At 52.1% G+C, this 21,217-nt stretch carries 14 protein-coding genes; 12 read left to right on the forward strand and 2 right to left on the reverse strand.

The window, feature by feature from the left end:
• Window positions 1-142: 142 nt before the first annotated feature.
• The 8 genes from ACX1DY_RS13580 to ACX1DY_RS13615 all read left to right on the forward strand — a co-directional run bounded on the left by ACX1DY_RS13580 (window position 143) and on the right by ACX1DY_RS13615 (window position 11,662).
• Window positions 143-2,431, forward strand: coding sequence for a helix-turn-helix domain-containing protein (locus ACX1DY_RS13580; protein ID WP_458964731.1), 2,289 nt, complete (start codon window positions 143-145; stop codon window positions 2,429-2,431).
• A gap of 402 nt (window positions 2,432-2,833) precedes the next feature.
• Window positions 2,834-3,781: an ABC transporter permease gene (locus ACX1DY_RS13585; protein ID WP_458964732.1), complete on the forward strand. Its 948-nt coding sequence runs from the start codon at window positions 2,834-2,836 to the stop codon at window positions 3,779-3,781.
• Window positions 3,782-3,796: 15 nt separating this feature from the next.
• A complete protein-coding gene (locus tag ACX1DY_RS13590; RefSeq protein WP_458964733.1) occupies window positions 3,797-4,702 on the forward strand; it encodes a carbohydrate ABC transporter permease in 906 nt (301 codons plus the stop codon).
• 118 nt (window positions 4,703-4,820) lie between these two features.
• Window positions 4,821-6,488, forward strand: a complete 1,668-nt coding sequence (locus tag ACX1DY_RS13595) for a type 2 periplasmic-binding domain-containing protein (RefSeq protein WP_458964734.1) — start codon at window positions 4,821-4,823, stop codon at window positions 6,486-6,488.
• 20 nt (window positions 6,489-6,508) lie between these two features.
• On the forward strand, window positions 6,509-7,648 hold the full coding sequence (locus tag ACX1DY_RS13600) for an SGNH/GDSL hydrolase family protein (protein WP_458964735.1): 1,140 nt from the start codon (window positions 6,509-6,511) through the stop codon (window positions 7,646-7,648).
• 54 nt (window positions 7,649-7,702) lie between these two features.
• Window positions 7,703-10,030, forward strand: coding sequence for a glycoside hydrolase family 95 protein (locus tag ACX1DY_RS13605; RefSeq protein WP_458964736.1), 2,328 nt, complete (start codon window positions 7,703-7,705; stop codon window positions 10,028-10,030).
• 228 nt (window positions 10,031-10,258) lie between these two features.
• Window positions 10,259-11,113, forward strand: a complete 855-nt coding sequence (locus tag ACX1DY_RS13610) for a DsbA family protein (RefSeq protein ID WP_458964737.1) — start codon at window positions 10,259-10,261, stop codon at window positions 11,111-11,113.
• A 93-nt stretch (window positions 11,114-11,206) separates the two neighbouring features.
• Window positions 11,207-11,662: a GNAT family N-acetyltransferase gene (locus ACX1DY_RS13615; protein ID WP_458964738.1), complete on the forward strand. Its 456-nt coding sequence runs from the start codon at window positions 11,207-11,209 to the stop codon at window positions 11,660-11,662.
• A 480-nt stretch (window positions 11,663-12,142) separates the two neighbouring features.
• Here ACX1DY_RS13615 and ACX1DY_RS13620 read toward each other — a convergent pair whose 3' ends face one another.
• Window positions 12,143-13,642 carry an amidase gene (locus ACX1DY_RS13620; protein ID WP_458964739.1) on the reverse strand — a complete coding sequence of 500 codons (1,500 nt, stop codon included), beginning with the start codon at window positions 13,640-13,642 and terminating at the stop codon, window positions 12,143-12,145.
• Between the two features lie 196 nt (window positions 13,643-13,838).
• On the opposite strand from ACX1DY_RS13620, the gene ACX1DY_RS13625 reads away from it, so the two are divergent.
• The 3 genes from ACX1DY_RS13625 to ACX1DY_RS13635 all read left to right on the forward strand — a co-directional run bounded on the left by ACX1DY_RS13625 (window position 13,839) and on the right by ACX1DY_RS13635 (window position 17,636).
• On the forward strand, window positions 13,839-14,519 hold the full coding sequence (locus ACX1DY_RS13625; RefSeq protein ID WP_458964740.1) for a response regulator transcription factor: 681 nt from the start codon (window positions 13,839-13,841) through the stop codon (window positions 14,517-14,519).
• Between the two features lie 32 nt (window positions 14,520-14,551).
• Window positions 14,552-15,892: a HAMP domain-containing sensor histidine kinase gene (locus tag ACX1DY_RS13630; RefSeq protein ID WP_458964741.1), complete on the forward strand. Its 1,341-nt coding sequence runs from the start codon at window positions 14,552-14,554 to the stop codon at window positions 15,890-15,892.
• Window positions 15,893-15,968: 76 nt separating this feature from the next.
• A complete protein-coding gene (locus tag ACX1DY_RS13635; RefSeq protein WP_458964742.1) occupies window positions 15,969-17,636 on the forward strand; it encodes a S41 family peptidase in 1,668 nt (555 codons plus the stop codon).
• 83 nt (window positions 17,637-17,719) lie between these two features.
• On the opposite strand, the gene ACX1DY_RS13640 is transcribed toward ACX1DY_RS13635, so the two are convergent.
• A complete protein-coding gene (locus ACX1DY_RS13640) occupies window positions 17,720-19,342 on the reverse strand; it encodes a cellulase family glycosylhydrolase (RefSeq protein ID WP_458964743.1) in 1,623 nt (540 codons plus the stop codon).
• Window positions 19,343-19,593: 251 nt separating this feature from the next.
• Here ACX1DY_RS13640 and ACX1DY_RS13645 point away from each other — a divergent pair, with 251 nt between their 5' ends.
• Window positions 19,594-21,195, forward strand: a complete 1,602-nt coding sequence (locus ACX1DY_RS13645; RefSeq protein WP_458964744.1) for a helix-turn-helix domain-containing protein — start codon at window positions 19,594-19,596, stop codon at window positions 21,193-21,195.
• Window positions 21,196-21,217 lie beyond the last annotated feature (22 nt).

A 21,217-nucleotide genomic window follows, 5' to 3' on the forward strand; every position in this document is an offset into this window, starting at 1 on the left:
TGTCCATATGGAACTCTCCCGCTATGCTCCAGGCTGGAGCCATCTTCCCAGAGAGGCTGCGGCAGACAAATACTTGACTGTGAGGCAAATTATTTTAAGCTTATTCTATGAGAGCGCTACCAACCGAGAGGGGAATCCAACCATGCTCAAATACTCCAAGGTTTTCCGCAGATTTCTAATCTCCTATGTGGTTATTCTGATTATTCCAAGCATTGGGGGCTATATGTCCTACCGCACATCCATCTCCGTTACGAAGTCCATTTCCATTGAGAACAGTGTGATCCAGCTGCAAAAAAGCAAGGAGATTCTGGAGCGGCGCATGGCTGAAGTCGAGGGGCTGACCAGACAACTGGCGGTGAATCCCGAACTGAACGTCCTGCTGAATGAAAGGGGTGAGGGGACCAATGTCTACGGGATCTGGAGTACGATGCGCAATGTTCTGACCTTCGGCCAGACGAATGATTTCCTGCAGGATTATTATATTTACCTGGCCAATTACGATCTGGTGCTGACCCCCGGCTCCTCCTACCGTCCTGAGCATTACTATGAGATATTCCATTACAGCGATCTGCCGTTTGCGGATTGGAAGACACAGGTTCTGGAGAAAACCCACCGGAGCGAAATCAAGCCGCTGAGCGCTTTTGTCAGCAAAGGGGCACAAACCTCGGTCATTACCTATATGCAATCACTGCCGCTCGACAGCTTCAACGATTCTTCTCCTGCCATAGTGGTTGTGATGATCGACGAGAAAATAATCGCCAGCCTGTTGTCGGGCCTGACTGAGCGTTACGGGGGCTGGGTTCATATCAGCGACGCGGAGGGGAGAACCATTGTGCTGCAAGGCAAGGATGAGGCTTATATGAATAAGCTGAACGCGGATTCCTCGTTTGACAACAGCAAGGTCAGCCAGTTTTACCGGGATGATCTGGTGATTTCGACCCGTTCGGATTCGAACGGCTGGGTGTACCAGGCGGGAATCCCCCGCAGCATCTTACTGGAGAATGCCAACACAATCAAATATATGTCCTGGCTGATCACCGGGGGCGCGCTGTTCCTCGGACTGCTTGCAGGCCTTGTGCTTGCCTACCGGAACAGTGCCCCGATCAACCGGATGCTCAGTGTGATGAAGGAGCAGTTCGGCAAGGAGGAGCGGGCAGAGCAGAGCGAATTTGACTTCCTGAGCGGCAATATTGCCAACATGATTACCAAGAACAAGCTGCTCGAAAGCGAGCTTAACCGTCAGCTTCCCCTGGTCAGGGATGCTTTTATCAAACGTCTGATCGCCGGAGAGTTTGAGTCAAGGGAGGAAATCGTCTCTGCAGCGGCCCAGGCGGACATCGGGCTGGACCAGGGAACCGGCTATGCCGGAATGATCCAGATCCACGGCTATTCCGGCATGGACAGCGTGGAGATCCTCAATGAGCTGAACGCTGCCCGGCTGCTGGTGAAGCAGGCGCTTGCGGAGCTTGCCGGACCGCTGCCCATGACCGATATGGGCTCGGACAAAATTGTCGCCCTGTTCTTCTCCGGCCCGGAGGAATCTGCGGCGGACCAGGAGGCGGAGATCACACGCATTATGGAAGCCCTGGCGCAATTTGTTCTAAAGGAATACCGGATATCGGTCCAGTCCGGCTTCGGCGGCTATTTCACATCGGTAACAGAGGTCAGCGGGTCGTTCGAGCAGGCGAAGCAGGCGCTGGAATATGCCGTGTATATGAATAAAAAAGGTATCATGTGGAATCACGAGGCGCAAATCGAGAACACGACCTACTACTATCCGCTCGATACGGAGCAGCGGCTGATCAGTACTCTGCGCGCCGGGGAGCTGGCTGAGGCCAAGCGGATTATCGACGCGACTTTTGCGCAGAACCTCGGCGAGCGGGAGCTGTCCATCGAGATGAAGCATCAATTGATCGGGGAGATGAAGGGCACCTTCCTCAAGCTGCTGGATCAAAAAACGTTCATGGAATCCCCGCTGTTTGAAAGCGCCAAGCGGAGCATCATCGACATCAGCTCCTCAGAGCCGCTGGACAGCATCCAGGCCGAATTCCATGCCATCATGGAGGGGCTGTGCGGATACATATCCAACAAGAAGAAGGATGCGCATACCCGGATCATTAAGCAGATCTACCAGTATACCGAGGAAATGTATTCGGACTCCGAGCTTACTCTGTACCGGGTTGCCGAGCATGTAGAGCGGCCGGAGAAATACATCTCCCAGCTGTTCAAGGAGGTGACCGGTGTGAATTATTCCGATCATCTGGTGAAGGTACGGATGGACCGGGCGGCGGTTCTGCTGAAGGACAGCAGGTATACGGTGGATGAGATCGCGGCAAAAGTAGGCTACAACAGCTCGCACTCCTTCCGCAGAGCCTTCAAGCGGTTAACCGGCATTTCTCCCAGCACTTACAGACAATCACATGCCGAATAAAAAAGTGCTCTGCAGCGGCTGCATTGTCCACCCGGACGGTGCAGCCGTTTCTGCCGACAGCGGACACAAGAAATGTATCCGCTTGCAAAAAACGCGGAATTAAGTTCGTACCAGGAAGCGTTGCCCCCTGCAAACCGGGCAATCTGTACGCAAAATACGGAAGTGTACCTGTTCAAAGCCGGACATTTTGCCCTATGATCAACTCGTGTAGAAAGCGCTATCACACATACTTGCAAACACTAAGCGTAGGCTTCTGAAGCGAGTTTTGCGCGAAGTAAATCAATGAAGTAACGCTGGCAAAACTAAGCGTATGCTTCCGAAGTAAGTTTTGCGCGAAGTAAATCAATGAAGTAACGCTGGCAAAACTTTTAGGGGGAGATTCATCTGGAAAAGAAACTGGCTATGAGCACCCAAACGGCGCCAAAAACCAAAGGCCGGGGCTGGCTGCATACCGCCGGAAGAAACATGCTGAAGCACTGGCAGCTGCACCTGCTCGTCATCCCGCCTTTGCTGTTCTTTTTGATCTTTAAATATTATCCAATGGCTAATGCTGTGCTCGCTTTTAAAGACTACAACGTAATCAAGGGAATATGGGGCAGCCCTTGGGTTGGCTTCAAGCACTTTGAGCTGTTTTTCGAGAATCCGCTGTTCTGGACATTAGTCAAGAATACCATCCTGCTGAGCGGCTATCTGCTGCTGGCCGGATTTCCGATTCCGATCCTGCTAGCGCTGATGATCAATGAGATCCGCGGCGGCAGGTTCAAGCGGTTCGTCCAGCTTGTATCGTTTGCACCGTATTTTATCTCAACCGTGGTCATGGTTTCGATCATTATGCTGTTCCTTGCGCCGCGCCTCGGATTCGCCAACATCGCCCTGAATTTTTTTGGCCTGAATTCGGTGAATTTCCTGGGCGAGCCCGGCATGTTCCGCTCGATTTATGTCTGGTCTGACATCTGGCAGACTGCGGGCTACAGCGCCGTGATCTATCTGGCTGCGCTGGCCGGCATCGACCCTACGCTGTACGAGGCGGCCAAGGTGGACGGCGCTTCGCGGTTTCAGAAGATCCGCCATGTTGACCTTCCCGGGATTGTGCCGACAATTGTGATTATTCTGATTCTGAATGTGGGCAATGTGATGGCGATCGGCTTTGAAAAGGTCTATCTGCTGCAGAACCCGCTGAATATCGCCAATTCCGAGATTATTGCCACCTATGTCTATCGGATTGGCTTGCTGAACGCCAATTACAGCTTTGCCACCGCGGTCGGCTTGTTTAACTCACTGATCAATCTGGTTCTGCTGGTTACCGTGAACGGGCTGGCCAAACGAATTACCAATAACAGCATCTGGTAAGAAAGGAGTTTCTGTATGGCAGCTTCGGCAGCAGTTCCCCACAAAATTAAAGAGTCCTTCGGTGACCGGATATTTCTGACCGTCGTGTACACCGTGCTTATCCTTGTAGTCATCGCTGTACTCTATCCGCTTATCTTCATCATCAGCAGCTCGATCAGCAGTCCGGCAGCCGTCACCTCCGGCCGTGTCTGGCTCTGGCCGGTCGATATCTCCTTCAAGGGCTTCAAGGTCCTGTTCAGCACGCATGAGATTATCAGCGGGTATGCGAATTCCATCTTTTATACGGCGGCAGGCACGCTGATCAGTGTCACTTTGACGATTATGATTGCCTACCCGCTGTCGCGCAGAGCCTTTTTTGGCCGCAATGTGTTAATGATGATTATTACCTTCACGATGATCTTCAGCGGCGGACTGATTCCCACCTACATGGTGGTCAAGGAGCTGCACCTGATTGATACGCGCTGGGCGCTGCTCATTCCCAATGCGATCTGGGTGTGGCAGGTGATCATCGCCAGATCCTTCTTTCAATCTTCGATTCCTGAAGAGCTGCTGGAGGCCAGTGAGATTGACGGCTGCAGTGATATGCGCTTCATCCGCAGCGTGGTGCTGCCGCTCTCCAAGCCGATTATCGCAGTGCTGGTGCTGATGTATGCAGTCGGCCAATGGAATTCCTATTTCGATGCCCTGATCTATCTGAAATCAGCAGACCTGTTCCCGCTGCAGCTGGTGCTGCGCAGTATCATTATTCAGAACAACAGTGCTGGGGCTATGGATGCGATGGCGATGGTTGAACGGCAGCAGTTGGCTGAATTGCTGAAATATGCGCTGATTGTCGTGGCTACCTTGCCTGTGCTGGTCATTTATCCTTTTGTGCAGAGGTATTTCGTGCAGGGCATGCTGGTCGGCTCAGTCAAGGGGTAAGGCAGCTCTATGAACCGGTAAGGGGGTGAGGCCCTTCTTAAGAGGACGGCGAAGCCGTTTCTGCTTGGCAGTAAGACATATCCACCCTGTCCAACTACAAAGAGGGAGTTGATCGGCTTTGAAGAAAAGTTTGTTAGCTTTGTTAATGCTGGTTACGGTTTTTACAGTGGTGATCAGCGGCTGCTCGGGCAAAAACAATACAGAAAGCCCATCCGGCACAGCGTCCGGCAGCAAAAACGCGGCTGATGCGTCCAAACCAGTGGAGGTCAGTGTTTTTGCGGTCCAGGAATCAGGCATTGATATCCCCACCAATAAATTCACCACATTCGTTCAAGACAAGTTCGGCATCAAGTTCAACTGGCAGATTAACCCGTCAGACGGAGCCAAGGAGAAACGCCAGATCTCGCTGGCCAGCGGTGACTATCCCGATGCTTACCTGCTTACCTCCTACATTGATGAATTCTCGCAGGGAGATGTGCTGAAGTATGGCCAGCAGGGCGTGCTGGTTCCGCTGAATGACCTGATTGATAAATATGCGCCGAACATCAAAGCAGCCATGGAAAAGACTCCTGCGCTGAAAGCACTCAATACTGCGCCTGACGGCAATATTTACGGGCTTGGTGCCTACACTGAGTGCTTCCACTGCTCCTATCCGAACAAGATGTGGATTAACACCGAATGGCTGAAGAAGCTGAAGCTGGAAGAACCGAAGACCACCGAAGAATTCAAGCAAATGCTTGAAGCGTTCAAGACGCAGGACCCGAACGGCAACGGTAAAGCCGATGAAGTGCCGCTGAGCGGCTCTACGGAAGATTTCGGCGTGCGTATCATTCCTTATCTCATGAACAGCTTCGTCTATGATGATGACCGCAATTATCTGAATTTGACGGACGGCAAGGTGGAATCTGCCGCGATCAAGCCGGAATGGAAGGAAGGCCTGACTTATATTAAATCACTGTATGACGCGGGTCTGATCGACCCGGGGGCTTTTACCCAGAATGCGGAAGCATTTAAGAAAATCGGTGAAAATGCGGATGCCGAAATTCTAGGCGCAGGTGCGGGCATGCATCCGGCTATCTTCGTCAACATTGACCCGGGCAATAAGCGCTCGGCGCATTACAATCCGCTTGCTCCGCTTACCGGACCGGCAGGCATCTCCTACGCGACTCATGATGCCGGCGGCGTGTCGCCGGGAGCCAAGTTCGTCATTACCAACAAAGCCAGCGAAGAAGCAAAAGTGGCTCTGATCAAAATGGTGGACTACATGTTCACACCGGAAGGCCAGACGAATGCGGCAAGCGGCATGAAGGGCATCGACTGGACCGATCCGGCCGAAGGCGATGTTGCGCTCGGCAAGGATGTTAAGCCGATGATCAAGCAGATTCCGATGGCGGAAGGCGAAGCGCCGCGCAATGCGGGCTGGAGCGGAATGGGGCATTTCTACATGCCGAAGGAATACCGCGACACCTTTGTTCAGGCGACCGACATTTACGCTTCGAACGGCTACGAACGCAGACTGTATGATGCCTCGCTGCTGTATCAGGGACATGAGCCCAAGGAGCTGTTCCCGCTCTGGTCGATCTGGATTGATCCGGGCGAGATTGACGAAGCCAGCATGCTGCAGACGAACCTGAGAAACTACATTGAGCAGAATGAGCTCCAGTTCATTACCGGCAACAAGGATCTGAATAAGGACTGGGATGCTTACGTCAAAGGCCTGAAAGACCTGAAGCTGGACCGCTACCTGGAAATTCTGCAAAAAGCGTATGACGCTTCGGTGAAATAAAGCTAATACGGGAGGAAATCATGGTTTATCAGAACGGCGGCGGCAATTCCAGTATTGCACCGCGCCGGGGCTTGCCCGGCATGAGGAGAAAGCTTGCGGGGAACGCCCCGCTTACTGTGGCCTTCCTGGGCGGTTCCATTACAGAGGGGGCAGGCGCTTCCGACGCCGATGCTACCAGCTGGCGTGCGTTGACCGGACAGTATTTGCAGACGTTATATTCGGATCATCCGCTACGCTGCATCAATGCCGGGGTCGGTGGGACTACCTCTACCTTCGGGGCGCACCGGCTGCAGGAGCATGTGCTCCGTGAAGGTACGGTGGATCTGCTGTTCGTTGAATTCAGTGTCAATGACGGGGAGGACAGGGAGGAATCCATACGCGGCATGGAGGGAATTGTCCGCCAGTGCCGGAGGCTGTCGCCGGATACGGAGCTGATCTTCATCTACACGGCGGCCGGCAAAAACCTGACCGGCTATAAGCCCTTCAATATCGCCGTGCATGAGGAGGTAGCCGAATATTACGGCATCCCTTCGGTGGATTGCGCCGCCCTGGTGTATTCGATGATTCACACGGGCAGGCTGGATTGGAAGGAATTCGCTCCTGACGGCTACCACCCGCTGGATGCGGGGCATGCGCTGTATGCCGACCTGGTGCGGGATTATCTGGAACAGGCTCTTGTGCAGGGAAGCCTTCAGCCTGACAGGCTGGAGGAGCCGGCAATGCCATCCGTTCCGCTGGACAGCCGGAACTATGAATACGGCCGGATGCTGGATTACAGCGCTGCAGAGTATTCAGCAGCCTTCGGCATCCGGGAGCTGCAGCCTGAAGAGCCGCTGATGAATTGGAGATTCTCCACCGCGCATATATCTACAGGTGACCCTCAGGCTTCCTTCAGCTTTACAGTCTCCGGTCAATGTGCAGGACTGGTTCTGCTGTACGGGCCGGACACGGGGATTTTCGAATATTCACTGAACGGCGCGCCTTTTACCGAAGTGAATTTATTCGATGACTGGTGCCTGAATGCTTACCGTCCCGTATTGGCGTTATTCCCGGTACAAGAGGAGCGGGGCCTGCTGCGGGTTACGGTCCGCAATACGGAGCGCAGGGACAGCCGCAGCACAGGTACCGGCCTTCGGGTGCTGAAGCTGTTGTGCAACTGAAGCTCCGCCAGTACTGAGATTGTACTGACTATCATACAGACAGGGGAATATTGTATGAACGATTTTAAGCTGTGGTATTCGACTCCTGCGCAGGACTGGTCCCAAGGACTGCCGCTGGGCAACGGAAGAATAGGCGCAGTAGTGATGGCTGCCCCGGACCGTGAGGTGTGGAGCATGAGCGAGGTCACCTACTGGTCAGGACAGACCGACCCGGAGCCTGCTTCTACAGGGGGCAAGGATGTGTTGACAGAAATACGGCAGCATTTCTTTGCCGGGGATTATGAGACAGGTGACCGTCTTGCCAAGCAGTATCTGCAGCCGCAGAAGCAGAATTTCGGCACGAACCTCGGATTATGCGAGGTTGTCATTGATTTTGCAGGGCAGGGTCAGAGGTCCGGGGAAGCCGGGAGCTTCCGGCGAGAGCTGGATTTGACAAATGCGGTGGCAGGGGCGGTCTATGAGGGGAACGGCGCAACCCTGCACCGTGAGGTTTTCGCCTCGCATGCTGATCATCTGGTGGCTTCAAGGATTTGGAGCGATCATCCAGGTGGCGTAGCCTTTGCACTTGGTCTGGAGGGCGGGACTGAGTCGTTCACTGTCCTAACTGTGGATGACGGCACGCTGGAATTCAAGGGCCAAGCGACAGAAGCCGTACACAGTAACGGGGCTTGCGGGGTATGGGCCAAAGGAATGGTCAGAGTGTCCGTATCCGGCGGCACGATTCATAACAGGGATGGCCGATTTACAGTCGCCGGAGCGGATGAGGCCTGGATTTACTTTGCTGTCAGCACCGATTACCGCCGTATTGGCGCAGATTGGGAATCGGAAAGCCGCTATGCGCTTGAGCAGGCGATTGCCAAAGGTTATGACCTGCTGAGACAGGATCATATCGCAGATTACAGCCGGCAGTATGGCAAGGTGAACATACGGCTGGGGCACTCAGGCAAGGCCAGTCTCCCTACAGATCAGCGTATTCAATTACTGGCCCAGGAAGACGGCGAGGATGATCCGCAGCTCTTCGCCCTGTTCCTGCAGTACGGACGTTATCTTACTATCGCCGGCTCACGGGGGGATTCCCCGCTGCCCATGCACCTTCAGGGCATCTGGAATGATGGAGAAGCATGCCGGATGGGCTGGAGCTGCGACTATCACATGGACATCAACACCCAGATGAATTATTACCCTACGGAGATTACGAACCTGGGGGACAGCCATCTTCCTCTGATGCGTTATATTGAAGATCTGGCACAGGCGGGAAGAGCCACCGCCCGCAATTTATATGGCAGCGGGGGCTGGGTCGCGCATGTATTCTCGAACATCTGGGGCTTCACGCTTCCGGGCTGGGAGACTTCATGGGGACTCAATGTCACAGGCGGACTGTGGCTCGCCGCACAGTTGATCGAGCATTATGAATACAGCCGGAACCGTGAGTTCCTGGAGCGTCAGGCTTATCCTGTGCTCAAAGAAGCTGCAGCCTTCTTCCTGGACTACATGAGTATTCATCCCAAGTATGGCTGGCTGGTGACCGGGCCTTCCAACTCGCCGGAGAATTCATTCTATCCCGCTGATCCGGAAGAGGGTGCGCAGCAGTTGTCTATGGGAGCGACAATGGATCAAATACTGGTACGTGAGCTGTTCGAGTTCTGCCTGAAGTCAGCGGAGCTGCTGGAGAGGGACGAGGAGCTGCAGCGGAAGCTGCAGGAAGCGATATTCAAGCTGCCGCCGCTTCAGATCGGCAAGAGAGGGCAGCTGCAGGAATGGCTGGAGGATTATGCGGAAGCACAGCCGGAGCATCGGCATCTGTCCCATCTGGTTGCCCTGTATCCTGGCAACCAGATTACACCTGACCGGAGACCGGAGCTTAGCAGGGCGGTGAGAGTCACGCTGGAGAACCGGATGCGTCAGGAGGGGTTGGAGGATGTGGAATTCACGGCGGCCTTGTTCGGGCTTGGCTTTGCCAGACTGCGTGACGGGGAGAAGGCTTACAAACATATCTCCCACTTGATCGGCGGCCTGTGCTTCGATAATCTGTTCACCTACTCCAAATCGGGCATTGCCGGAGCGGAGAGCAATATCTTCGTCATTGACGGGAATTTCGGCGGTACAGCTGTCATTGCAGAAATGCTGCTGCAAAGCCATGCGGATGAGATTCATCTGCTGCCTGCTCTTCCTGAGGCATGGAGCACAGGAGCGGTGTCCGGGCTGCGGGCCAAGGGAAATGCTGAAGTGGACGCTGTCTGGGAGAATGGCCGGCTGACAGAAGCCGAGATTCGTACCTTCTCTCCGGGAACGGTGAAGGTGCGCTGGGGAGAGCAGAGCACCACCTTCCGGGCGGAATCAGGCGGAAGCTACAAATTCAACAGCAGGTTAGAGCTGGTGTAATTATTAAAGCGGGATGCGGAGGCGGTTCACGCTTCCGCATCGCTTTTCCTGCTGCGCTGTCCATTTTCGGCACCTCCAGCTTGAGGGTCAGAGCTCCGGCGGCGTCCCAATAAAACTGCCGCCGGACCCTGGAAAATCAGGTCATGCCGTGCCGCCGCAGAAAATTGGAAAGCGCTATCATTTATGAGGCGTATGATGCTGCAATTTTATTGAGGGGGATCATGAACCATGTCCAAAAAAAACAGTCCACAAACCAAGGCGGGCAATCTGGCCAAGCAAGCTAAAGCTGTGGAGCCCAAGAAGCTGACCGTTTTATCCCAAGCAGCCCGCCTGACCCAGTCAAGCAAACGCACCAAGCAAGCAGGCCGTACCGGGCAGGTCGGATCAGGATCTAATTTTGTGTTATCCGTTGTAATCATCGCCGTGCTTGCGGTTGCCGCCTCTGTCGTTTTTCTGAAGCCGTCGAAGGCATCCTCCGGTCTCAGCGGACTGCCTAATTACACGGAAATCCGCGGGGAGTATGATGCAGAAGGCTTGAAATATGAAAAGCAGCCCCATCTGGGCAGCAGTACAGCCAAGGTGAAGGTGATTGAATTCGCGGATTTCAAATGCCCTTCCTGCAAGAAGTGGAAGGAAACCTACTTCGAACGCTTCAAAAAAGAGTTTGTGGATACGGGCAAGGTGGAGCTGTTTTTTATGAACTTTGCGTTTATAGACCGTGATTCAATTATGGCCGCGAGCGCCGGCGAAGCTATTGCAGCACAGGATAACGATAAATTCTGGGAATTTATGAGTAAGCTGTACGATCACCAGGGGGATGAGACCAGGATTTGGGCTACGCCGCAGTTTCTGCTTGATTTCGTCAAAAACAATATCGGCGGCATAGACTATGACCGCTTCGCCAAGGATCTGCAGGAGCATACTTACATGCTGCCGGTGAAGGAGGATTTCAAGACTGCGGGTAATTACGGAGTCAACGGAACACCGCAGTTTATGGTGAACGGCAAACTGCTCAAAGGGTCTTCGTATGAGGAATTGGCGGCGGCTATTGACGACGGGCTGGCCTCTTCTGCCGTCCAGTAAGCTTTTACAGCTTCCAAAAGTCATAGTGAAAAGGCAGAAAATCCTTTATTATGGGGTAAATCAAAACGGAACAAGAAAAGGGATGATCGGACCATGCTGACAATAGCCACAGCCGGGGTAGAGAACCTTGAAGACATGTGTAGACTGCTCGGAGAACTGTTCGCAATGGAGCAGGATTTCGCCGGCGCTGTCAATATCGGCAAGCAGAAAGCCGGACTCCGCTTGATTCTGGACCATCCGGACCGGGGAGTGCTCCTGCTGCTGAAGCGGGAGGAGCAGGTTGTAGGGATGGTGAATCTGGCTTTTGGCTTCAGCACCTTTGAAGGCGGACCGGTAATCATGCTGGAGGATTTTATTATATCTGCGGCGGAGCGGGGTAGAGGGAGCGGCCGGTTTTTTATGGACGGGATTGTGGAATATGCCCGGGAAAATAGCTTTCTGCGGATTACGCTGCTCGCCGATGCCGGGAATGCGCGCGCGCTGCATTTTTATGAGGCTGCGGGCTACCGGTACTCCAATATGAAGTGTCTGCGGCTCCCGCTGAGCTGAGCTTGGAGCGGCTTGAGCCTCTGGGCGGCTGCACGTCAAGGCCCTTCTATGAAATTTCATCGTCTGAAGTGCCGGGAAAGAGCGGCATGGATGACTGCTGTATTTTCTGCAATAGATTGTCTTCGAATCCGCCGGAAAACAGCTTCTGCTGTATTCTGTGCAGCAGATTTCTGCGGAGATGCTCTCTCGGGCCGAAATCCGGGGAAATGATTGCACGAAATACAGCAGAAGGAGATTTACTACAGGAATATATGTTTTCTATCCTGAAATAACGATGTCCGTACAGAGGACATTGTTATGGAAGCCTCGAATTTGGCGAAGCCAAATTGAGGGCCATCTATGAAATTTCATCGTCTGAAGTGTCGCGAAAGAGCGGCATGACTGTCTACTGCACAAAATGCAATCACACATATGCCAAGTATCCCCTAGTGGGGTACGCGGAATGTGGTCAGAGTATGCAGACTGAAGCTACTATCCTTTTCAAGGGAACAGCGGATTTCCCTTCATGCCCACCCACAGCTCTGACTGCTCAAGCTGGGCGGCAAGCTGCAGCAGCAGCTCTTCGCGGCCCTTGGAGGCCATAACCTGAACGCCGATGGGCAGCCCTTCCGGTGTAAGGTGTACCGGAACGCTCATCGCCGGCTGACCGGTCAGATTGGCGAGCTGCGTGAAAGGTGTGTAAGTCAGGCTGGGCTCGAACATTTCATAGATCATCCTCCGCTGCTCTTCCTTGGGCAGCCCGCTTACCTGCAGCAGAGCTTCAATTTCATCCGGCTGCTGGGTAAGCTCTCCGACCTTAGGTGCGGAATCGGCATTGGCAGGCGTGATATAGAGGTCGTAGCGTCCCAGCAGAGCCGCCATTTGCGCGGCAGCTACGTCCCATTCGTTCAGACTGTGCACAAATTCTGCTGCGGTGACCTTCTTGCCGGCTTCGCCCAGTACCCAGGTTACGATATCAACCTCACTTGCCTTAATGCTGCGGCCTAGTCCATTCTCCAGCGATTGGAACATCGCTGCCACTTCTCCGGCATTCATCGTATAATAATTCTCCATCAGCCTTACACCATTTACCGGGCTTAGCCTCTCTTCCACCTCATGCCCCTCTGCCTGCAGCCACTTTACGGTTTTTAACACGGCTGTTACAGCTTCTGCTGCTACAGGCGTTCCGACCGGCGAGGCCGTTGTGAATGCAATCCGCAGCTTCCTCTGCCCGAGCTTCAAGAGGTCGTCCAGATAGGCCCCACTATAGAGCGGTGTCTGAAAAGCAGCCTCCGGCTGCAAAATCTGCAGCAGATCGAGCATCGCTGCACTGTCGCGCACCGACCGCGTCAACGCGAAGTCGATGGAGGCGCCCTGCCACTGGCGGCCAACTCCCGGCCCTACCGGCGTGCGTCCGCGAGTCGGCTTCAGCCCGAACAGGCCGGTGAACGAGGCCGGAATGCGGATTGAGCCGCCCCCGTCGCTGGCTCCCGCTGCCGGCACGATCCCTGCGGCAACCGCCGCTGCCGCCCCGCCGCTTGAGCCTCCAGGCGAGAATTCAGTGTTCCACGGATTTCGCGCAGGCCCGTGCAGAAGGGGCTCGGTAATATTTTTAAGTCCGAATTCAGGGGTGTTCGTGTGGCCGAGCGGAATAAATCCGCCGCTTCTGATCCGGGCCACAAAGTTCGAATCCCTCTTGGCGATATGGTCCTTCATCAGCATTGCACCGGAGGTGAGCGGCTGCCCGCCGATGGCTTGCGATATGTCCTTCAGCAGGAAGGGAACTCCGGCAAACGGCCTCGAGCTGTCTTGAACCGGCATCTCATCAGCCTCTTTCAGTGCAGCCTCCCGGCGGGTGCGGACCACTGCATTCAGGAGCGGATTCACTTCGTCCATCCGGGCGAACGCAGCTTCGGCAAGCTCGCGCGGCGAGACTTCCCTTGCTCTCACCAGCGCTGCAAGACCCAGTGCATCATAAGTGGAATAATCGGAAAACTTCATGATGTATAACCTCTTTCCGGCAGGGATGCTATAGCCGCAATCCACTGATCTAGTTTAATAGAGTGACTCTTGCATTATACACCGGTTTACAGATGGACAACCTTTGATACTCCAGCTTCTTTTGTCAAATCAAGGGAGATGCATGTAAAATGTTATCTGGGATAAGTGACATCTTCCTTGAAGGGGGGACAATGATATGGCCAAAATACTTATTGCGGACGACGATGGGCACATCCGAGAGCTGATGAAATTATTTTTGCAGAACGAAGGGTTTGAAATCGTGGAGGCGAAGAACGGGGCTGATGCGCTCTCCATTGTAGAAGATCAAGGCATAGATCTGGTCATCCTCGATATCGTAATGCCGCTCTTGGACGGCTGGGATTTGTGCAAGGAGATTCGGAATCAATATCCCGATATCCCCCTCTTGATGGTGACGGCCAAGGGAGAAGTGGGGCAAAAGGTAAAGGGTTTCCAGTTGGGAACGGATGATTACCTGACGAAGCCATTCGATCCGCTGGAGCTTGTGATGAGAGTCAAAGCGCTGCTGAGACGTTACCGGATTGCCTCCTCCCAGACCATACAGTTGGGCGGGATCATACTGGACAGGCGGACCTACAAAGTCATTCGCGGTAACGAGGAATTGACCCTGCCGTTAAAAGAATTTGAGATCCTGTTCGCGCTGGCCAGCCATCCGGGGCAAATATTCACACGGGAATTTCTGATTGTCCAAATTTGGGGGATGGATTATGAAGGCGATAACCGGACCATTGATGTGCACATCAAGCGGCTGCGTGAGAGGTTTGCCGGAGAAACACAGCATTTTCGCATCGAAACTGCCCGCAGTCTCGGATACCGGCTTGTGGTGAATGCCGGATGAAGACATTATACGTCCGTGTCGTGCTTACGTTTTTGGCTGCGATTATCATTGGCTTGCTTGCGTCTTTTTTCATAGGATTCGCTATATTTGAGAAAGAACTAAATAATTTGGAACAAAACGATATGATTGCTGAAGGTAATAACATCATTCGCCTCTATGAACAGACGGAACCCCAAAATTTGGACGGATATATGAAACAGATCGCCACGTTAATATCATATCCTGTTCAAGTCTTTACCGATTCCGGTGAGATGAATTCGTACGGAGTGGAAGAAAATAAGGATGCTGTTGCAATTGCCCCGGAAACGATTCAACAAGTGCTGGAAGGCAACCCTTACCGGTCAACGGTAAAAGCTGAAGGGGTGGTGTACATCGGCCTGCCGTTTTCATTTGAGGGAAAGCGCTGCGCCTTATTTTTACTGCCGTCATCTGAGAACGAAATGACCATCATCCGGTTAATCATAACTTTGTTGCTCCTTGTGCTGGTTATAGGCAGCTTGTGCATTCTCATTGCCGCCAGGTATCTGGTGAAGCCTCTTAAAGCATTGACGAAAGCGACCAGACAGCTGGCAAAGGGCGACTTCAATGTGGAATTGAAAATGAATCGTAAAGACGAATTGGGTATCCTGGCCCAAAGCTTTAACGAAACGGCGCGTGAACTCAAACAACTGGAACTGATGCGGCAAGACTTTGTTTCCAATGTATCGCACGAAATCCAGTCACCGCTAACATCTATTTCCGGTTTTGCAAAAGCATTAAAGTATGAGCATCTTGTAACTGAAGACAACCGCAGCCGGTATCTGGATATTATCCTTATGGAAAGTGAAAGGCTGTCCCGGCTAAGCGATAATTTACTCAGGCTTGCTTCCCTCGAATCAGAGCATCATCCATTTGCGGCAACAACGTTCAACCTCGATGAGCAAATCAGGCAGGTAGTCGTCACCTGTGAACCCCTATTGCTGTCCAAAAATATTCATATCGTACTGGCTTTGCCTACTGCCATCAAAATAACGGCCGACCCGGATCAGCTCAATCAAGTGTGGATGAATCTGCTTGGAAACAGCATCAAATTTACGCCAGAGGGCGGAAAGATTCGCATCGGTCTCATTTTAGACAGCAATGAACATACCGTCACGGTCACCGATTCAGGAATCGGCATTCCCCCGGAGGAACTAAACCATATTTTTGTGCGATTCTATAAAACGGACCGGGCGCAAAACGGCAGCGGCCTTGGCCTCGCCATCGTTAAGCAAATTATTGCCCTCCATCATGGAAGTATTGAAGTACAAAGCTCAGTCGGACAAGGCACGACGGTTACCGTCAAGCTCCCGGTCTTTCCGCATGAGCCGGCACATTCCCGCAAATCCAAATAAAATTTTTTAGTTCATTCTCCGTTCATATTTCTTTTCTATGCTTCCAAGGAAACGTAATCATGGACTGGAGGAACTGATGATGTGGTTGACCGTTTATGAAATGATTTTATGTTGTATTGATTTGATAGTTCTGGCAAGGTACGCTGTTCCAATTCGAAGATATTACAGATGGTTAGATTTTTTGCCGGGTGCAGGCGTCATTGTTTCTATTGTAAGTGTTTCATCTGGGGATACGACAATACTGGGGATGATGTTCTACTCGTTAACCCTAATACTTTTCATATGTACAGTGAAGCAGTTATTTAAGCCGGCCTATTCTACTCTTGTTCCCAAGCATAGAATTGTAAAAGCCATCCTTTGTATAGGCGGCGTTATCCCCATTGTAATTGCGCTGATGTATGCAGGCGAGTTGAGATACAATCCGGTTAGTCATTTCAGTAAAATGAGCTATTCCCAGGCTTTTGAGCAATTGAATGAGCGGTTATCCAGAGAATACCCGTTTGGGGAATGGAAACAAGTGAACTGGAAGGAATTGGAGGATAAGTATAAACCGGTATTTCAAAAAGCGGAGCAGGATAAGAACAAAGATTTATACTATAAAACGTTAAGAGAATACCTTTTTTCTTTTAGAGACGGACATATCAAAATAGAAAATGAAAATTTGTATGACAATAATAAGGTTTTTAAAAATGAAGCAGGGGGCGGCTTTGGAATAAGCACGGTTCAATTGGACAATGGCAAGGTGCTGGTTGATTTGGTCTTAGCAGGCAGTCCCGCTGAACAAAGCGGAATGAAGCTTGGGACGGAGATCGTTGCCTGGGATGGAACAGCCGTTAAGGAAGCTTATCGTAGTACCTTTTGGAGCGAAAGCCCACCGGCTACAGAAGGGGACAGGATATATAACCAAGGGCGGTTTATGGTAAGAGCGCCAATAGGAAAAGAAATTCAAGTGGAGTATAAAAATATGGGCGAGAGTCAAACGAGAAAAGTGACATTAAAGGCTTATGATGACAACTATGAGACACTAAAGGAAACGAAAGTAAAGCTGAATAAAGCGGATGCTCCAATTGAAGGCAGACTTCTGAGCAACGGATACGGCTATGTGAAAATAAGATACTTTCTTTCCAGTGAAACCATAGCCAGTCCCGAAAAATGGCTGAAGGAAAAATTGAAATGGTTCCAGGAGCAGCGGGTAAAAGGCTTGATTATTGATGTCCGCGATAATCCGGGCGGCAGTGATGATCTTGTTTCTTCAATGGCAGGTTTTTTTGTAGATAAGAAGAGGTTTTATGAATATGTCAGTTATTATAACCGGATTACAGGGAAGTTCGAGATAAATTCTCCTGAGACCCGTACTATTAAACCTGCAGCTCCTTATTATGCGGGGAAGATAGCCATATTAGTTAATAATAGAACCAAAAGCTCAGGAGAAGGCTTGCCCATCCTGTTAAAGGGGTTACCCAACGTTAAAATTGTGGGATTCACGGCTTCAAACGGTTCATTTGGGGTGATAACAAGTCCTATACAAGTTGAAATGCCGGAGGGCTACCATCTTATATTCCCGGACGGCAGATCGCTTAATCAAGATAAAGTGATTCAGGGCGATAGTGATTACAGCGGGCATGGCGGGGAAACTCCCGATATTAAAGTTCCATTAAATGAGCTGACTTTCAAAGAAATGTATATCCAAGGACAAGACGTTGAACTGAACTATGCGATAGAAGCATTGGAAAATATGAAATAAAAGATTTGCCTGCTGAAACGGGTGCTATTCCTAACAAAGGACGCACCCGTTTCTTCTTGGCTGTGAGCGGTCAATTTCTGCGCTTAAGGCTCAATTCCGGACACTAGCGCATCGTTTTGGTATAGAGTGACATGATTCCAGAGGCTGTAGGCTGTCTTGGCTGCGTCAAAGGAATAGTCGTTGGCTTCGTTAAAATTGCTCCAGTCGCTTTTGAACAAACGAAGCTGGATATCCCCGGTCTGCGCTCCGGCCGGGAGACTGCCTGCTCCTGAAGTAAAGCCGACTTCCACGTAGGAATCTGCACCCGCAGCATTTGCGGTTCCAAAGGTAAGGGTCACGTTGGCCGCACCAAGCTGCGCCCAGTCAACAGCGCCGCTAAGCGGCTGTGATCCGTCTTTGGTGAAGTAGTAGCGTATTTTCAGCCCGTTTAGGCTGACGGCGGAGTTGCCGTTGTTTTTAATATTGAAATGGGGCTTGATCTGGCTGTCGTTAACATTCGTATCCGCAGCCCGGTAATACAGCGCAAGCCCTCCAGGTGCTGTTGTAGGCATCGCGGTTGGCGTAGGTGTTACAGTTGCAGTCGGTGTCGCGGTAGGTGTCGGTGTTGCGGTAGATGTTGCAGTCGGTGTCGGGGTTGCTGTAGGCGTAGCGGTTGGAGTAGGCGTCGGGCCGTTATCAGGAACAGGTACATAACCGGGAGTCGTGTAGATTTTGCTCAGCACAGAGGTTGCGAGTGTTCCATAGGAGCCATTCACAACGGTTTTGCCCCAATCGGTTAGGTTGCCGGAAGGTCCGTTAGACAAATCGAGATATTCGACCCCGCCGCTGTTTCCATACCAGGACCATGCCAGCCAGCCGACGCCTTTTTCTTGCGAATAGCTCATAATTGTAGCTTCGTCCACATCTCCGCCGGTATGCTTGTTGCCGAACTCACCGATAATGACCGGCACGTTAGTGGCGAGGGCGTTGTCGATGTTGCTCTTCACTGTTGCTGCCGTTCCGCCGGCGTATTCATACATATGGATGGAGAAGATCGTATTGTGCAGGGGGTCGGAATTGAACACGGCATTGCCGCTTGTGAAGATGGAGTTTGGATATTGTCCCCATCCTGCGGCATCCACCACCAGCGTGTTCTTGATTCCGGCAGCCCGGAGGGCGGGAATGGCAGACTGGTAGGCGCTGGCCCAGGAGGCTGTACTCCAGGAGCCGAACCATTCGTTCGCAATGTTGACGATGACCCGGTCTTCTTTGCCAATCAGGGCATCCTTGATGCTGATCCAATAGTTCACGGCCGCGTTCAGGTCAGAGGCGTTGTCCGAGCCGGTCGCGTCATGCACCTCAAGCATGGCGGTTAGCTTGTATTGATCGCACAGTGCGAGGATGCTCTTCACATCAGACAGGCTGTCGAGGGACCACTTGCTCCCATTGGAGAGCACGATGCGGATTGTATTGGAGCCGGTTGCGGCAATGGCCGGAATGGCGGTTGCCAGATCGTTTTTGTACCAGGTATGGGCATGATTGACGCCTCTCATTACAAAAGGGCTGCCGGTTGCGTCATATAGCTTGGTACCGCTTACATAAAAGCCCTTGACCGAGGTCCCCGCCGCCGCTGCTTGCTTCTGAGGAATAGAGAAGGAGAGGAGAAGTGCGCAGGCTAGAGCTACAAGACTAAATCTTCGGAACGAAAAATGCTTGCCGGATTTCATTACAAGTTCCTCCTTGTCAAAATTGGATTATTCACTTTGTCTGCGTATACTCTCAGAAGTGTGTGCCGAACCTGGCTCCTTACCACCTCCTGACATCCATATATATCCAACATAACATAAAAAGGTTTGTTTGGATATGTTTATGTAGTTATGATAACAAAAAAATATCTTCAAGTTTTAAAGGATTGTAATGTAAAATGATTCCTTCTAAAATATACTGAGAAGTATTCTCAAATGGAGGCGTCGTAACTATGAACGCTATTCTGAATGACATGTCCTGCTATCTCTACAGACTTGCCAGCCTGCTTCCGTTGAGCAAGTATCTCATAGAAACGGGAGAGAAGGAGCCGCCCTATCTGCATAAAATGCTTCTGTTATCCGGCAGGCCGAAATCTTTTGTCCGGCAGAAAAGCTATCGCTCAGAGCTCCAAAAGCTGATCATCACGCCGCCAGGAGAAAATGTCTCAGGCTATGTGGAAGGCTGGGAGAACGGGCTGGTGCTGAGCTTCTCCATTCTTCGGGAAAGCTCGGGCGGAAGGCATGTGCCGGTCTGTCTGGAGCAGCCTCTTGAGTATGATGCGGTACCCGGTCTCCTGCTTATGAATATCGGACTCGATATCATGGAGAAGCTGGGCGGAGATGCCCGGCAGCGCATGAAAGCAAATATACTGTTCCAGGATCTGCTGTTAAGTCTGTTTGAAGGCTGCTCGGGCAGCAATGAATCGGTCCAAGAGCGGGCGATTACCAAATCGGTGGAATATATGCACCGCAATTATAAACTCAGCGTTAACCGGGAACGCCTGGCGGAAGTGGCGGGCATGAGTGTGGATTACTACTCCAAAATATTTAAAAAGCAGCTTGGCAAGACGCCGGTAGAGTTTCTGACCGAAATCCGGCTGAAGCACGCCAAGCAGGCGCTGCTGTCAACGAAGGATTCCTTTCGCGCCATTGCCCAAAGCGTCGGATACGCCGATGAATTCTATTTCAGCCGCAAATTTCGCACGGCGACGGGTTTATCTCCTTCCCAGTACGTCCGCCGGGTCAAAGCGGCAGACCGGATCGTGCCGCTGCAGCATCATCTGACCGGCCATATGCTGGCGTTAGGCATAGAGCCGTATGCCGCCTTGATCAACGGCTATTATCCGGTCGAGCTGAAGAAGACCAGGGAAATTGGCACCTTCCGGCCGGATCTCGACAAGCTCACAGCGGCGGAACCGGATGTTATTCTTACCTGCGAGGTGTACGATGAGGAAACGTCAGTGAAGGCGAGAATGTTCGAACACATTGCGGAGACCGTTACCATTCCGTTCTTTGATGATTGGCGCACACAGCTCCGCAAGGTGGCTATTACCACCGGCAGGGAAGAGGCTGCAGAGGACTGGCTGATGCAGTACGAGCTCAAGGCACAGAAGATGCGTGCTGATCTTGCATCCTTCACGGAGGGCAAGTCGCTGCTCATCGTGGGAGTTGGCAACGGAAGCTTATGCCTCTTCGGACATAGGAATGTAGGTGCGGTCGTATATGGCGATTTGGGGCTTCAGGCGCCGGAGGATCTTGGAGATATCCGGCTCTACCGCGAGATTAGCTATGGCGAGATTTATGGCTATAATACCGACATTCTGCTCTTTGCCAGCTTTCGCAATGACGGCAGTCCGCTGACGAAGATGTCCATCCGGGAGATGATGCAGAGAATCCAAGAGGACCCGCGATGGATGGAGATGAGGGCGGTACGCAGCGGGAGGGTCTATTCCTTGTTCGAGCATCAGCATTTATACACACTGTACTCCGCCTATTCTCATAATTTGCTGCTCGACAAGCTTTGGGAGCTCTGGAGGACGGATTTGTCCAAATAATGAACGTAAACGGCTATGTTCA

The sequence above is a fragment of the Paenibacillus sp. BAC0078 genome (assembly GCF_054483875.1).